Genomic DNA, 14,795 nt, shown 5'->3' with positions numbered 1-14,795 from the left:
AAGGAAGATCATCATGCGCGACGATGCCATGATCAACTCGTTCAGCCGGCGGTCCGCGCTCGGCCTCGGTATCGGTGTGGTGGGGGCCGCGGCGGTCGGCTGTTCCAACGAGGGCCGTGGGGTGCAGAACGCACCCGGCGGGGAGGACCTGCAGCTGCCGATCAGCCTGGAGCGGCCGGAGTTGGAGGGCACCACGCTGAGCAAGGTGCCCGACGTCCCGCCCGCGTACAGCAAGCTGCCGATGCCGGGATTCCAGTCCGTGAAGGAGAAGCCGGGCCGCGGCGGCGAGGTCTCCACGTTCACGATCACCTGGGGCGTGCCGGCCAAGCTGGACGGCAACGTCTGGTACGAGAAGCTCAACGAGGCGCTCGGCGTGACGCTGAAGCCGGTGGTGACGCCGGCCCAGTCGTTCGGCGACAAGCTGGTCACCACGATCGCCAGCGGCGACATCCCCGACATCACGACGAACGAGCCGAGCTACCGCGGCCGCGCCGCCCGGAAGTACCTGCCGCAGGGGGTCTTCCATGATCTTCGGCAGTTCCTCGGCGGCGACAAGGTCAAGAAGTATCCGAACCTGGCCCTGGTGCCGGCCTACGCCTGGCAGAACTCGCGGATCAACGGCGCGATCTACGGCGTCCCCTGCTATCGGAACCGGACCATCGGCGGCACGATCTCGTACCGCTCGGACTGGGTGGCCAAGGGTGGCTTCGACGGCAAGCCGGCCAACGCGGACGAGCTGTTCGAGTGGCTGAAGGCGATGAAGGCCGGCGGCGGTGAGGGCACCTACCCGCTCGCCACGATCGACCAGACGTTCAACTTCTGCGGCGGCCAGGTGCAGGGCGTGCCGAGCGGCTGGCGCGAGGAGGGCGGCAAGCTCACCAAGGACCTCGAGACCGACGAGTACGAGGCCGCGCTGGTCTTCGCCAACAAGCTCTGGACGGAGGAACTGGTCCATCCCGACGTGCTGACGCTGACGCCGAACTCCGCCGAGTACACCGGCTACTTCACCAGCGGCCGGGTCGGCATCTGCAACGGCAGCATCGACGCCTACTTCGGTGTCGTCGGCCAGTTCGCCCAGGTGCGGCAGCGGGAGCCGGACGCGCAGTGCGACGTGCTGGTGCCGCCGGGCCGCGACGGCGGCCGCGGCGTGATCGCGCCGGACCTCGGGTTCTACTGCATGCTCAGCATTCCGGCCTCGGTCACCGACGAGGCGCGGATCGACGAGCTGCTCCGGGTGATCGACTATCTCGCGGCACCGGCCGGCAGCCTGGAGTACAACCTGGTGCACTACGGCGTCGAGGGCCACAACTACACCGTCAAGGACGGGCTGCCGGTCGGCTCGACGGACGAGAAGGTCGTCGCCGAGGGCTTCCTGAACCAGCTGAGCGCCTTCAACTACGGCTTCTTCTTCCCCGGTGCGCCGGCCGAGGAATCGGCGACCTGCCAGAAGTACGCGGAGGAGATGACCGAGTGCTTCGTGCCGGACCCGACCGCCGGCCTGGACTCGGAATCCTCGTACTCCAAGGGAGATGCGTTGTCCGCCCTGGTGCAGGACTTCGTCAACGGGATCGTCACCGGCCGCAAGCCGATCAGTGATCTTGCCGAGCTGCGGGAACGCTGGAAGAAGAACGGCGGCGACGATGTCCGCCAGGAGTACGAGCAGGCCCTCGCCGAGCAGTGACCGACCCCATACCCAGGATGTGATCTTGCCGATGTCCCGGCTGCGTACCGACGACGAACTGAAACGACTCCGCGAGCGCTGGACCGATCCGGCCTTCGCCGCCGCCCGCGATTCCCTGTTGGAGCAGGCCGAGACGGCGCTCGCGGCCGACCTGCGCCCGGTCGGCGAGGCGGGCGGTTGGGGCCACGCGTTCCACTGTCCTGATCATGTGGTGCCGCTCGAGTTCGACCCGTCCGGCCCGCCGCAGCACCGCTGCCCGGTGGACGGGAAGCTCTGGCAGGGAGAGGATTTCGACGGCGGCTGGCGCTGCGCGCTGAACGGCCGGATCATGGGCGGCATCCAGGCCTGCGCGACGGTGGTCGCCGCCGTCGGACCGGAGGACGGTGCCCGCTGGCTGGCGTACCCGCGGGAGATCCTGCTCGACTACGCGGAGCGCTATCCCGACCTGCCGCCGTCCGGCCGCTGGGCCGGCCAGGGCAAGATCACCGGGCAGGGCCTCGAGGAAGCCGTCTGGGCCATCGGCGCCACCAAGGTCTACGACGCGATCCGTGATCAACTCTCCGAGGGGGACCGAACCAAGATCGAGACCGGGCTGCTGCGCGGCCTGGCGGCGCACGTCACCGATCAGCTGTTCCACAAGATCCACAACATCGAGTGCTGGCAGCTGTCCGCGCTGGCGCACCTCGGCGTGATCTTGGACGACGACGACCTGGTCGCGCTGGCGGTGGACGGCGAGACCGGGCTGACCGCCCAGCTCGCCGAAGGCATCCTCGACGACGGCTGGTGGGCCGAGGGCTCGCCGACGTACCACTACTACATGCTGTCCGGGGCCCTGGCCGCGGCCGCCGCGCTGCGGGAGCGGCGGCCCGCGTTTCTCGAGACCCGCGGGCTGCGGGACATGCTGCTCACCCCGCTGACCATGATCAGGTCGGACTTCAGCCTGCCCGCGACGAACGACGGCTGGAACTCGATCGCCTACCCGTACGGGCTCGCGCAGTACGCCGGGCACTACGAGCAGGGTTACGGGCTGTGGCCGGACCCGCGGTTCGCCGAGGTGCTGGCCGCCTGCTACGGGCAGGGCACGCCGCGGACCGGCGAGGCGGCGCTGGCCCTCGGGCCGGACCTGACCGACGTGACCGCACCCGCGGGATGGCCGCTGAAGACCGTGCATCCGACCAGCGGCTACGCCATCCTCGCCGATGATCATCGCTACCTGCTGCTCAAGTACGGGCCGCACGGCGGCGGGCACGGGCACCCGGACAAGCTGCAGCTCGATCTCTGGGCCGACGGTGTCCGGCTCGCCCCGGACGCCGGCTCGCCGGCCTACATCTCGCCGCTGCAGGGGCCGTGGATCCGGCAGACCCTGTCGCACAACACAGTGCTGCTCGACCAGACCTCCCAGCCCGAGGCCGAAGGCACCTTGATCAACTTCCGGGACCCGGCCGAGCATCCGTACGGGTTGGCCGAGGCGTCGGTGGCCTGGCCGGAGGACCCGGACGCCCTCGTCGGCCGCCAGGGCTCCTGGCTGCGCGAACCGCGGCGGACCCACGTGCCCGCCTACGCCGGGGCCGAGTTGCGGCGGTCGGTGCTCTGGACCGCCGACTACCTCGTCGACCTGGTCCGGGTGACGGCGCCGTACGAGGTGCCGATCGACCTGGCCTGGCACCACCGCGGCGCCTTGATCGCGCCGGCTGATCTTCAGCCTGTCGACTGGCAGCCGCCGGACGAGACGTACGCGATCCTGAGCGACGTGCACCGGCTGCCCCACCAGGACCGCAGCTGGCAGGCACAGTGGGAGGCCGAAGGTGTCACGACCCGCCTCTGGGCGCACGATCCGGAGGAAACGGAGGTGATCACCGCGACCACGCCCGGCAACCCGCCGGCCGAACCGCAGAGCACCTTCCTGCGCCGAGCCCACGGCCGGTCCGCCCTGTTCGCCGCCGTGATCGAGACCTCCCGCGGCCCCGGCCGGATCGACGCCGTCGACTGGCAGCAGGGTCCGGAGCTGGTCGTCTCGATCCGGCTGCCCGACCGCACCGACACCTGGACCCTCCCGGCCGACGGCTCGCCTCAGCCCGCGTCCGGTTCCCGCGAGGGGTCGGTCAGCCAACCCTGAAGGGTGGGTCCGATCCAGGCGACCAGGGACTCCGGCTCGGCGGCGGAGATCTCGGGCAGCCCGAGCTGGTAGCGCGCGGTCGCGAGGCCGAGCAACTGCACGGTGATCAACTCCAGCCGGATGGCGGCATCGCTGATCCCGAAGTCGCGGGCCAGCCGGTCGGCCACCGGACCCTGGATCTCGTCTCGTACCGCTGCCTTGATCGACGGCAGATGGTCGGCCGCGCGCAACAGGGCCAGGCTGGGCTGGAAGCCGGCGGCGTCCCAGTGCTCCAGGCAGGTCCGTACCAAGCGGGCGCCGATGCCCTGTAGGCCTTGATCAAGAAGCGGAACCAGCAGCCGGACCGGATGCTCGGCGCCGGCGAGCACCTGGGCGAACAGGCTCTCCTTCTTACCGAAGAAGTAGTAGACCATCGCGACGTCGACGCCCGCCTGCGCGGCGATGCTGCGCACGCTCGTCCCGTCGTAGCCGCCGGTCATGAACAAGGTCCGGGCGGCATCGAGGATGCGGAGCCGGCTCTCCTGCCCGGTCCGCCAGCGCCCGGCCCGCCGGGCGGGTTGATCCTTCGGTTCGGTGTTCGGCATCGCGATCGTAGGCACCCTACCGCAGCAAAACTCAGCGGTTGTTGAAGTTTGACCGGCTCGGCGTCTACGCTTTCTTCAACACTTGTTCAAGAAAGGCTTGCCGATGACATCCGAACCCACCTCGCTGCCGGTCGGCCGGGAATGTCCCTTCGACCCGCCCGCGGAACTGAAGTCGCTCCGAGCCGAACCGGTCCGTCCACTGCGCTATCCCGACGGCCATGTCGGCTGGCTGGTCACCGGCTACCAGGCTGGACGGGCCGTGCTGTCCGACCGCCGGTTCAGCTCGCGCTCGGAGCTGCACCACCTGCCCGTGGCCGGACTGCGGCTGCCCGGAGCGGGCGCCCGAAAGCTGCCCGGTTCGTTCATCCTGATGGACCCGCCGGACCACACCCGACTCCGCCGCTCGCTCACGGCCCAGTTCACGGCGCGCCGGATGAATCTCCTCAAGCCGAAGATCACGGAGATCACCCATCGACAGCTCGACGCGATGCAGGCGTCCGGCCCGCCGACGGACCTGGTCGCCTCGTTCGCACTGCCGATCCCCTTACGGGTGATCAGCGAGCTGCTCGGCGTGCCGCACAGCGAGCAGGAGCGTTTCCACCGAAACGCCCACACGTTCTTCGACCTCCGTGCGACCGACGAGCAGAAGCTCGAGGCCCAGCAGGACCTCGCCGGTTACCTGGCCGACCTCGTGCGAACGAAGCGCAGCGACCCGGCCGACGACCTGCTCAGCGGCCTCGTGGCCGAGGGGAAGCTCGCCGACGATGAACTGGTGGGCGTCTCACTGCTGCTCCTGGTCGCCGGTCACGACACCACCGCCAACATGCTCGCCCTCGGCACCTTCGCCCTGCTGAGCCACGCCGAGCAGGCGGAGGCGATCCGAGCCGAGCCCGAACTCATCGACGGTGCGGTCGAAGAACTCCTGCGCTACTTGACGATCCTGCACCTCGGCACCCTGCGCACGGCCCTGGAGGATGTCGAAGTCGACGGGCAGTTGATCAAGGCCGGACAGACCGTCACCGTCTCGCTGCCCGCGGCCAACCGCGATCCCGAGCGCTATCCCGATCCGGACCGGCTCGAGGTCACCCGCAACGCCGGTGGCCACCTCGCCTTCGGCCACGGCATCCATCAATGCCTCGGCCAGCAACTCGCCCGGATCGAGCTTCGGATCGGCTTTCCGGCGCTGCTGGACCGATTCCCGAACCTGCGACTCGCCGCCGACCCGGCCGAGATCCCACTCCGCGAGGACATGGCGATCTACGGCGTCCACGAACTGCCGGTCACCTGGTAGCCACGGCCCGCTCGGCGCGTTGATGACGGAGGCGCTGCCGATGGGCCTTCTGGCGGCAGGCGGCGCTGCAGTAACGGGCCGGGCGGCCGGAGCCGGACGACTCCAGCGGCTTGCCGCACACCTCGCACGTTACGTTACGTAACCCAGATTTCGTTACGCTTTGAGGTCGCAAAGCGTCGCTGACCAAGGCCGCCATCCGCCCGGGCTGCCGACGGCCCCGCTCCGTCGCCAGACAGCCGGCCAGCAGCGAGCGGACGTCGGCGAGGTCGACGTCGGCCCGGACCGAGCCGACCTCCTGGGCTCGCCGCAACAGCACACCGAAGACGGCGCCGAAGTCGGCGTCGATCTGGATCGAGCACTGGGAACCACCGTGCTCGATGGCCTCGCAGACGGCGCGATTGAAGGTCGCCCGCTCGACCACCAGGGCGAAGTAGTCGTAGAACGCCGCGCCGGGATCGGCCACGTCCGCGAGCGCTCTCCCCTCGGCGACGATCGCCTCGAGCCGGCCCACCACCACCTCGGCGAACAGCGCCTCCTTGGTCGGGAAGTGCCGGTAGACGGTGCCCGCGCCGACACCGGCCCGGCGGGCGATGTCGTCCAGCGGCACCAGCGACCCGGACTCGGCGAACGCCTCCTGGGCGGCGGCCAGCACTCGGTCGCGGTTGCGCCGGGCATCGGCGCGCAGCGCTTCGGCCATCTCACCTCTCCGGTCGTGGAAACGGGCTGAGCGTTCCGGTACGGTGGTTAACCGGGCTCACCGTTCCGATTCTAGAGGAGACACCATGACAGCACCCAGCGGCGCCGAGACCCGGTCGAGGATCGGCCGGGTCGGCTTCGGGTTGATGGCGCCGGTCGCGCCGGCCGAGCAGTGGCGGGACGCGGCGCAGCGGATCGACCGGGCCGGCTACGGCACGATCTGGATCAACGAGGGCATCGGCGGACGGGACGTGTTCGCCCAGCTCGGCGTCCTGCTGGCGGCGACCGACCGGATCGCCGTCGGCTCGTCGGTGGCGAACCTGTGGGCCAGGCATCCGGCCGCGATGCAGGGCGGAGCGGCCGTGCTCGCGGACGCGTACCCGGGCCGGTTCGTGCTCGGCATCGGCGTCAGCGGTCCACAGTACGTGGAGGCCAGCGGCCAGACCTGGACCCGGCCGCTCGAGCGGACCCGGACCTACCTGGAACAGATGGACGCCTCGGCCGGCTGGGCGCCGCGGCCGACGGTCCCGTTCCCCCGCGTCGTCGCCGCCCTCGGCCCGAAGATGACCGAGCTCGCCCGTGATCATTCCGACGGCGCGCTGCCCGCGGCGATGCCGGTCGAGCACACCCGGCGGACCCGGCAGCTGCTCGGCCCGGAGCCGTTGTTGATCACCATCCTGCTCGCCGTCGACGAGCCCGACCTCACGAAGGCACGCGCAGCGGTGCGCGGGACCGGGCTGCTGGACGACACCACGTCCGGCTACGCGAACGCGCTCCGCGGTCTCGGCTACACCGACGCCGACCTGGCCGACCAGAACAGCGACGCGTTGGTGGACGCCCGGTTCGCCCTCGGCACCCCGGCGGCGATCGCAGCCCGGGTCCAAGATCATCTCGCCGCCGGTGCCGACCAGGTGGTGCTCACGGCGATCCCGTCGGCCACCCTCGCCGAGTCCGCCGACCTCGCCGAACGACTCGCTCCGGCCCTGACCGCCCAGCTCGGAGCTCCGGTCGGCTAGTCCCCGACGCGCGCTGAGTCAGGCGCGCGGGTCCTGGTAGACCTTGCGGGGAAAGACCGCGTGGGCACCGGCGACCCGGTCCAGGAACAACAACCCGGCGCAGTGATCGATCTCGTGCTGCAGCGCGCGAGCCTCGAAGGCGTCGGTGACGATCTCGATCCGCTCGCCGGTCACCGGCAGCACGCCGGCCACGGTCACCCGGTTGGCCCGCTTCACGTCGCCGGTGAAGTCCGGCACCGACATGCAGCCCTCGCGGGACTTCTCGTTCCGGCTCGAGGCGATCACCTCGGCGTTGATCAACACGATCAGGCCGTGGCAGGTCTTCGTCTTCGGGTGTTCGGTCACGTCGACGCAGAACGCCCGCGCCGCGACGCCGATCTGCGGCGCGGCCAGGCCGACGCAGCCGGGCGACACTCGCATCGTGGCCACCAGGTCGGCACACAACTGGGCCGCCTCGGCGCTGGTCGGGTCGATCTCGGGGGAGGCGGTGGACAGCACCGGGGCCGGCGCGCGCACCACGTCGCGGACGTGCCCGGTGGGCAGCGCCGGAAGCTCGAAGCTCACAGTTCGTCGCGCTCCACCGGTCGCAGGTTGGCCCCGACGCCCAACTCGGCGGCCACGTCCGTCAGCCGCTGCCGTACCGCCTCGACGGCATCCGGTGGAAGATCCACTTCGGCGAGCAGCAGGTACAGCTCGCCGGACAGCCGGGTGGACAGGTCGGTGATGTTGCCGCCGGCCTCGGCCAGCACCCCGGTCAGCCGGGCGACGATGCCGAGCTGGTCGGCACCGTGCACGGTGATCAGGTACGACTCCCCCACCGGCGCCTGGTCCGCCTCCGGGTCGATCTCGCGCACGCTGACCGAGAGGGAGTCGTCGATGATCGCGGCGAGCTTGGCCTCGACCTCGGCCGCCGTCGTGCTGCCGGTGCAGATCAGGGTCATCGCGAAATGACCGCGGAGCAGCGTCATCGACGAGTCCTCGAGGTTCATCTGCAGACCGGCGAGCTGGTCGGCCGTCCGGGCGATGATGCCGGGCCGGTCATGCCCCAGCACGGTGATGGCGAGATGAGTCACCCGGGCATTGTGCCAAAGCCGCGCAGGAAGTCCAGGATCGGTGCGGTCTGACCGAGCACCGCATGCCCGACCCCGGGCAGGGACCGGACCGTGGCGTGCGGCAGGGCGGCCGCGCGGCGTACCGTCTCCGCGCTGTCGAGCATCGCATCCCGTTCGCCGACGATGATCATGACCGGCATCTCGAGTCCGCGGAGCGCCTCGTCGGCGAAGAGGGGGAGCCGCTCCTTCCGGGGCAGGAACTCGCCGAAGTTGGCCGCGGTGTACTCGAGCTCCGGGCCGGAGGTCTTCGGGTCGATCCCGGCGACCATGGCCACCGACCGGCGGACACCCCATGGCCCCAGCAGGCGGAGCAAGATCACCGCCGGCAGCCAGCCCATGGTCTGCCGGCCGAGCCCGCCGGGGCACAACGCGACCAGCCGGTCGACCCGGTCGGGCCGCCGGATCGCGTAGTCCAAGCCATGCCAACCGCCCAGCGAGATGCCGACGACCGCGGCATGATCAATTCCGAGTCCGTCCAGCACGTCGTCCAGCCACTCCGCGGGCGCCGACGAATCGAGCGCAGGCCGTGACCGGGCGCTGAGGCCGGGTTCGCCGACCAGATCGACCGCATAGGTACGGAAGTCGCGCGACCACGCCGCAACGTCGCCCAGCCACATCGCGCTGTTCGAACCGGACCCGTGCAGCAGGACCACCGCAGGCGCATCGGCCGGACCGGACACGCAGACGAAGGTCTCGCCCTCCCGGGTGGGTACGAACCGGTGCTCGGACTCGACCGGCCAGGCAGCGAGCAGGTCGCGGTAGTGCCGTTCCAGCCGTCGGGCTCCGGCCTCCGTGCGATAGATCGTGGTCATGGCAGCGCTCCTTCCAGCGCGTCGAGGAATCGGGTGATCGTTCCGAGGTCGCCGGTCGCGATGACCTTCATCCGGGATCGGTCCTCGTCGATCATGGTCTGCACGCGCAGCGGCACCGGCCGTGCTTCGCCCGGCAGGGAGATGATCAAGGTCTCCAGTCGGGCGCGCTGGTCGGCGGTGATCGGCTCGAGCTCGATGACGCTGGTCACCTCGGCCCGGACCGGATCCGTCGCCGGCTCGGGCGGCATCACCGGCCCGCCGGCGAACGCCTCCACGTCGTCCCTCGCGATCCGGTACTGCTTGCCGATCCGGGTCCCTCGCAACGCACCGCTGCGCAGGTAGTTGCGGATGGTGCGCTCGTGTACGCCGAGCCGCGCGGCAACGTCTCGTACCGAATAGAGCTGATCAGACACAAATACGACCATATCCGACCGGCCAATACCACCGCATTGGGTATTTTGCGGAATCAGGTCAGGAGGGAAAGGGCGATCCCGTCCAGGATGTCGGCCTCGCTGACGATCATCCGGTCGGTGCTCACCCGGCGGGACACCCGGGTCGCGACCAGGGTGCCGCCGCAGATGACGTCGGCGCGGCCCGGGTGCATCGACGAGATGGCCCGGATCTCCTCGACGGTCCTCGCCGACAGGTCGGCCAGCAGGTCGGTCAGTTCCTCGACGGTGATCACCGACCCGTGCACCTTGCTGCGGTCGTACTCCACCAGCCCGAGATTGACCGCGGCCAGCGTGGTGGCCGTACCGGCGACGCCGACCCAGACCCGGGCCGCACCGAGATCGACTCCGGCGGAGTCGATCAGTCCGTCGACGTACTCGGCCGCGCGGTCGAGATCGGCGGGCGGCGGCGGCCCGGCGCCGAGGAACCGCTCGGTGAGCCGGACCGAACCGACGTCCAGCGACCGCGCGGCCAGGATCGTGCCGTCCCGGTCACCCAGGATCAACTCGGTCGAACCGCCGCCGATGTCCATCACCAGCACGGGGCCCGGGCCGACGCCGGGCGGCATCCCGCTCAACGCGCCGGTGAAGGACAGCTCGGCCTCCCGGTCGCCGCTGATCACCTCCGGCCGGACGCCGAGCCGCTCCTCGATGCCCGTGAAGAAGGCCTCCCGGTTGCCGGCGTCCCGGGCCGCCGACGTCGCGACGAAGTCGATCTTGTCCACCGGAACGCCGGCGTCCTTGATCAACCCGGCGTAGCCGTCGGTGGCGGCGAAGGTGCGGGCCAGCGCGTCGGGATGGAACTCGCCGGTCGCGTCGACGCCCTGGCCGAGCCGGACGATGTCGGTCCGGCGTTCCAGCTCGACCAGCCGGCCGTCCGGGCCACGTTCGGCGATCAGCAGCCGGATCGAGTTCGTACCGCAGTCGACTGCGGCGACCCTGGTCATGATCCTGATCCTCCCGGGTCGGTCAGCGGGGTTGGGGTAGGCAGGGAGCGAGGGGCCAGTAAGGCTCGAGCCGGGCGAGGGCCTCGTCGCCGATCGGGTTCACGCCCGGCCCGGCAGCCAGGCTGTGACCGACCAGGGCGTGCAGGCACTTCACCCGGTCCGGCATCCCGCCGGCGCTGACCCCGGCCAGTTCCGGGACGTCGCCGAGCGCCGCCCGGTCGGCCAGGTACGCCTCGTGCGCCCGCCGGTACGCCGCGGCGAGCTCGGGGTCCTCGGCCAACTGCTGCCCGAGTTCGACCATCACGCCGGTCGACTCCAGCCGGGAGCAGGCCGCGACCGCGTGCGGGCAGGTCAGGTAGTACGTGGTCGGGAACGGGGTGCCGTCCGGCAGCCGCGGCTCGGTCGCAACCACGCCCGGATGGCCGGCCGGGCAGCGATAGGCGATGCCCGCCACGCCGCGCGGCGGGCGGCCCAGCTGCTCCTCGATCACCGCGGCGTCGGCCGCCGACATCGGTTCCAGCTTCGGAGATTCCGGTGTCCCGGCGGCGGTCATCGGCCGTTCTTCGGGGCCGAGCTGGCGGTGATCGTCGGCTCCTCCGTCGGCTCCGGTGCGGGGGCCGGCGGCTGGTCGGCCCGGGCCAGCGAGCCGAGCAGGCGTTCCCACCACGGCGTCTGGTCCTCCTGCTGTTGCGGTGCGTCGGTCGGGTCGTCGGTCGGGGCGCCTTCGACGACCCGGTAGCCGACCTCGCCGGGCAGCACCCAGCCGAGCCGGTCGCGGGCCTGCGCCTCGACGTACGCGTCGTCCTGCCAGCGGTCCAGGTCCCGTTGCAGACCGCCGATCGCGGCCTCCCGCTCGGTGATCTTGGCCTTGGTCGCGGCGATCTCCTGCCGCTGCTCGAGGTAGATCCGCAGGCTGCTCGCGTACGAGATCGTCAGAATCAGCAACACCACCGCGAGCGCGATGGCCCGCGTGGTGATGCCCCCACGCAACAGAGACCGACGCCGCGGGACGGGGCGTGCCTCAGCCGTGGAGTCGGAGGTGTCGTCGATCGGTCCGGCCGCGGCCGGGCCCGACCGGTCCCCGGCGGTGCGCCGGGAACCCTTCGGTCGGGCCGTCTTGCGTCCGGGAGCCGCGGCAGGGCGGGGAAGGTTGCGCCGGGCTGACATCGATCCATTGTCTCCTTAGCGGGCCGTGAAACGCGGGAACGCGGCCGCACCGGCGTAGCGCGCCGCGTCGTCCAGGTCCTCCTCGATCCGCAACAGCTGGTTGTACTTGGCCACGCGCTCGGACCGGGCCGGGGCGCCGCTCTTGATCTGGCCACAGTTCGTCGCGACGGCCAGATCGGCGATCGTGACGTCCTCGGTCTCACCGGACCGGTGGCTCATCATGCAGCTGAAGCCGTTCCGGTGAGCCAGCTCGACGGCGTCCAGGGTCTCGGTCAGCGAACCGATCTGGTTCACCTTGACCAGCAGCGCGTTGGCCGCCTTCTCGTCGATGCCGCGCTGCAGCCGCTCGACGTTGGTGACGAACAGGTCGTCGCCGACGATCTGCAGCTTGTCGCCGAGCTGCCCGACCAGGTTGGCCCAGCCGGCCCAGTCGTCCTCGGCCAGCGGGTCCTCGATCGAGACGATCGGGAAGTCGGCCGCCCACGTGGTGTAGATCGCGGTCAGCTCGTCGGCGCTCAGCTTTTGGCCGTCGAAGGTGTACGTCCCGTTGTCGAAGAACTCCGTGGCCGCGGCGTCGATCGCGATCGCGATGTCGGTGCCGAGGGTCAGGCCGGTCTTCTCCACCGCGGTGGCGATCAGCTCCAGCGCCGCCGCGTTCTGCGGCAGGTTGGGCGCGAAGCCGCCCTCGTCGCCGAGGCCGGTCGACAGCCCCTTCTGCTTCAGGACGGACTTGAGCGCGTGGTAGACCGACACGCCCTGCTCCAGCGCGTCCGCGAACGTGCCCGCGCCGATCGGTGCAATCATGAACTCCTGCACGTCGACATCGGAGTCGGCGTGCGCTCCTCCGTTGAGGATGTTCATCATCGGCACCGGCAGCGTCCGGGCGTTCGCGCCACCCACGTAGCGGTAGAGCGGCAGGTCCGCCGAATCGGCGGCGGCGTGCGCGACGGCGAGCGAGACGCCGAGGATCGCGTTGGCGCCGAGCTTCGCCTTGTTGTCGCTGTCGTCCAGGTCGAGCATCGCCTGGTCGATCAGCCGCTGCTCGCTGGCGTCGTACCCGAGGAGCTCCGGGCCGATCTGGTCGATCACGCCGAGGACGGCCTTGCTGACGCCCTTGCCGCCATAGCGGTCACCGCCGTCCCGCAATTCCACCGCTTCGAACGCCCCGGTCGACGCACCGGACGGGACCGCAGCGCGGCCCTCCGCGCCGTCGTCGAGGATGACCTCGACCTCGACCGTGGGGTTGCCGCGGGAATCGAGGATCTCCCGGGCGCCGACAAACTCGATACTGGCCACGAACTTAGCTGCCTTTCCTGGAATGGGGCATTGCGTCCCCAGCGTAACGACACATTCCGGCCGTTCCCGGACGCGCCCGGCGAACAGCGCGTGTGCGTCCCACGAAATGCAGACCAACCGGGAGGGTGGTGTCAAGCGGTGGCCGTCGCGAGCACGTGCTCGTCCCGGCTCAGCGGGCGGCCCGGGCCAGCGCGTCGACGGTCGTGTTGCCGCCGCAGATCACCAGCCCGAGCCTGGCGTCCGGGCCGACCCGGTCGAGCACGGTCCGGGCGGCCGGGATCAGGCAGCCGGCCGCCGGTTCGGCCCACACGCCGGCCCGTTCGGCCAACGTGATCGCGCCGGCCACGGCCTCGTCGTCGGAGACCACGAGGACGTCCTCGACCAGAGCCCGTACGTGCTCGTACGTCAGCTGGGACACGTGCGGAGCGCTGAGGGTGGTGACGATCGAGGTCGGCCGGAAGTCCACCGGGCCACCGGCCGCCAGGGCCCGGCTCATCGCGTCCGCCCCGGTCGTCTCGACCCCCCAGATCCGTACCCGCGGGTCGAGTTCGCGGAAGGCCACCGCGACGCCCGCGATCAGGCCGCCGCCGCCGATGCTGACCAGCACGTCGGTCAGGTCCGGGGCCGCCGCAGCGAACTCCAGGCCGACGGTCCCCTGCCCCGCCACCACGACCGGGTCGTCGAACGGATGGACGAGGGTACGGCCCTCGGCGACCAGGTCGTCGAGCAGCGCGAACGCGTCCGCCATGTCCGGGGTCAGCCGCACCTCGGCACCCGACGCGCGACAGGCGTCGATCGACCGCTGCGGCGCAGCCTTCGCCATCACCACCGTGGCCGCGATGCCGAGCGAGCCGGCCGCGTCGGCCAGCGCCGTGCCGTGGTTGCCGCCGCTGACGGTGACCACCCCGGCGGCCCGCTCGGCCGGGTCGAGGGTGAGCAGCTTGGCCAGCGCGCCGCGGGACTTGAACGACCCGGAGCGCTGCAGCTGTTCGAGTTTCAGGGTGACCGGCACGCCGAGCAGGGCGGTCAGGGCGGGGCTGGCCACGGTGGGCGTGGCGACGATCTCGCCGGCGATCCGGGCCGCTGCCGTACGCAGTTCCTCGGGGGTCACCAGCCGCACCGACGGCACCGGCGCGACCTCGCAGTCCTGGCTGGTCAACGGCGGCGGCGTCCGCTCAACGCGTGCACCACGTTGACGGCCACGATGCCGCCCCAGGAGATCAGGACGCCGACCAGCGGTGGATCGACCAGCCCGCCGCTGATCGCGGTGATCGGGATACCGGCGCCGAGCGAGACGATGCCGAGCGCGAACCGCTGGGTCCGGGTCGAACGCTCCGCCGCCTCCTCGACCCGGGACGCCCGGTGCTGCTCCTGCAGTTCCACCCCGCGGTGGTACGCCAGCTGCTCCATCCGCTCCGCGAGCCCGGCGGCGATTTGCTCGTCGAAGTCGGGTCCGAGTTCGCGGCGCGCGGCCATCGCCGCGGCGGCGTCGCGCTGCAACTCCTGGCTCGGCCGCGGCAGCGGCGGCGGGCCGGGCATCCCCGGGTGCGGCATGGGCTGCATCGCAGGGTTGGGCCGCTGCTCCGGATGCGGGTACGTCTCCGGATTGGGAAGTGTCACCCTCAAGA

16 protein-coding genes are annotated in these 14,795 nt (G+C 70.9%); 4 read left to right on the top strand and 12 right to left on the bottom strand.

Translation table 11 applies throughout. The features are described 5' to 3' along the window. The first annotated feature begins 13 nt into the window (after positions 1-13). On the top strand, positions 14-1,681 hold the full coding sequence (locus AC6CCG_RS24065) for an extracellular solute-binding protein (RefSeq protein ID WP_496657264.1): 1,668 nt from the start codon (positions 14-16) through the stop codon (positions 1,679-1,681). Positions 1,682-1,712: 31 nt separating this feature from the next. Continuing rightward, a complete protein-coding gene (locus tag AC6CCG_RS24060; RefSeq protein WP_496657439.1) occupies positions 1,713-3,797 on the top strand; it encodes a heparinase II/III domain-containing protein in 2,085 nt (694 codons plus the stop codon). Here AC6CCG_RS24060 and AC6CCG_RS24055 read toward each other — a convergent pair. Continuing rightward, entirely contained in the window at positions 3,752-4,381 is a 630-nt protein-coding gene (locus AC6CCG_RS24055) for a TetR/AcrR family transcriptional regulator (protein WP_496657263.1), read from the bottom strand. The two genes, AC6CCG_RS24060 and AC6CCG_RS24055, sit on opposite strands and share 46 nt — an antisense overlap. A gap of 103 nt (positions 4,382-4,484) precedes the next feature. On the opposite strand from AC6CCG_RS24055, the gene AC6CCG_RS24050 reads away from it, so the two are divergent. Continuing rightward, on the top strand, positions 4,485-5,672 hold the full coding sequence (locus tag AC6CCG_RS24050; RefSeq protein ID WP_496657262.1) for a cytochrome P450: 1,188 nt from the start codon (positions 4,485-4,487) through the stop codon (positions 5,670-5,672). Here the strand turns inward: AC6CCG_RS24050 and AC6CCG_RS24045 are convergent. After that, complete coding sequence (locus tag AC6CCG_RS24045) at positions 5,662-6,369, bottom strand: TetR/AcrR family transcriptional regulator (protein ID WP_496657261.1); 708 nt, start codon at positions 6,367-6,369, stop codon at positions 5,662-5,664. The genes AC6CCG_RS24050 and AC6CCG_RS24045 overlap by 11 nt on opposite strands. Before the next feature lie 85 nt (positions 6,370-6,454). Here AC6CCG_RS24045 and AC6CCG_RS24040 point away from each other — a divergent pair, with 85 nt between their 5' ends. Then, positions 6,455-7,384: a TIGR03620 family F420-dependent LLM class oxidoreductase gene (locus tag AC6CCG_RS24040; RefSeq protein WP_496657260.1), complete on the top strand. Its 930-nt coding sequence runs from the start codon at positions 6,455-6,457 to the stop codon at positions 7,382-7,384. An 18-nt stretch (positions 7,385-7,402) separates the two neighbouring features. On the opposite strand, the gene def is transcribed toward AC6CCG_RS24040, so the two are convergent. The 10 genes from def to AC6CCG_RS23990 all read right to left on the bottom strand — a co-directional run bounded on the left by def (position 7,403) and on the right by AC6CCG_RS23990 (position 14,787). Further along, a complete protein-coding gene (gene def, locus AC6CCG_RS24035; protein WP_496657259.1) occupies positions 7,403-7,948 on the bottom strand; it encodes a peptide deformylase in 546 nt (181 codons plus the stop codon). Then, positions 7,945-8,457, bottom strand: coding sequence for a glycine cleavage system transcriptional repressor (locus AC6CCG_RS24030; protein WP_496657258.1), 513 nt, complete (start codon positions 8,455-8,457; stop codon positions 7,945-7,947). The genes def and AC6CCG_RS24030 overlap by 4 nt, the downstream gene beginning before the upstream one ends. Next, on the bottom strand, positions 8,454-9,308 hold the full coding sequence (locus tag AC6CCG_RS24025; RefSeq protein WP_496657257.1) for an alpha/beta fold hydrolase: 855 nt from the start codon (positions 9,306-9,308) through the stop codon (positions 8,454-8,456). The genes AC6CCG_RS24030 and AC6CCG_RS24025 overlap by 4 nt, the downstream gene beginning before the upstream one ends. Beyond that, entirely contained in the window at positions 9,305-9,721 is a 417-nt protein-coding gene (locus tag AC6CCG_RS24020; RefSeq protein ID WP_496657256.1) for a helix-turn-helix domain-containing protein, read from the bottom strand. The genes AC6CCG_RS24025 and AC6CCG_RS24020 overlap by 4 nt, the downstream gene beginning before the upstream one ends. 53 nt (positions 9,722-9,774) lie before the next feature. Continuing rightward, positions 9,775-10,704, bottom strand: a complete 930-nt coding sequence (locus AC6CCG_RS24015) for a Ppx/GppA phosphatase family protein (RefSeq protein ID WP_496657255.1) — start codon at positions 10,702-10,704, stop codon at positions 9,775-9,777. A gap of 22 nt (positions 10,705-10,726) precedes the next feature. Then, positions 10,727-11,257, bottom strand: a complete 531-nt coding sequence (locus AC6CCG_RS24010) for a DUF501 domain-containing protein (protein ID WP_496657254.1) — start codon at positions 11,255-11,257, stop codon at positions 10,727-10,729. Further along, positions 11,254-11,652: an FtsB family cell division protein gene (locus AC6CCG_RS24005; protein ID WP_496657253.1), complete on the bottom strand. Its 399-nt coding sequence runs from the start codon at positions 11,650-11,652 to the stop codon at positions 11,254-11,256. The genes AC6CCG_RS24010 and AC6CCG_RS24005 overlap by 4 nt, the downstream gene beginning before the upstream one ends. 234 nt (positions 11,653-11,886) lie before the next feature. Then, positions 11,887-13,167: a phosphopyruvate hydratase gene (gene eno, locus AC6CCG_RS24000; RefSeq protein ID WP_496657252.1), complete on the bottom strand. Its 1,281-nt coding sequence runs from the start codon at positions 13,165-13,167 to the stop codon at positions 11,887-11,889. Between the two features lie 169 nt (positions 13,168-13,336). After that, positions 13,337-14,326: a threonine ammonia-lyase gene (locus AC6CCG_RS23995; protein ID WP_496657251.1), complete on the bottom strand. Its 990-nt coding sequence runs from the start codon at positions 14,324-14,326 to the stop codon at positions 13,337-13,339. Then, positions 14,323-14,787 carry a hypothetical protein gene (locus tag AC6CCG_RS23990; protein ID WP_496657250.1) on the bottom strand — a complete coding sequence of 155 codons (465 nt, stop codon included), beginning with the start codon at positions 14,785-14,787 and terminating at the stop codon, positions 14,323-14,325. Before AC6CCG_RS23990 ends, AC6CCG_RS23995 begins: the two co-directional genes overlap by 4 nt. Between the last annotated feature and the right edge of the window lie 8 nt (positions 14,788-14,795).

It is taken from the genome of Microlunatus sp. YIM B11417 (assembly GCF_059617205.1).
The sequence above is the reverse complement of the archived record's forward strand: the minus strand, read 5'-3'. Positions and strand labels throughout refer to the sequence as shown.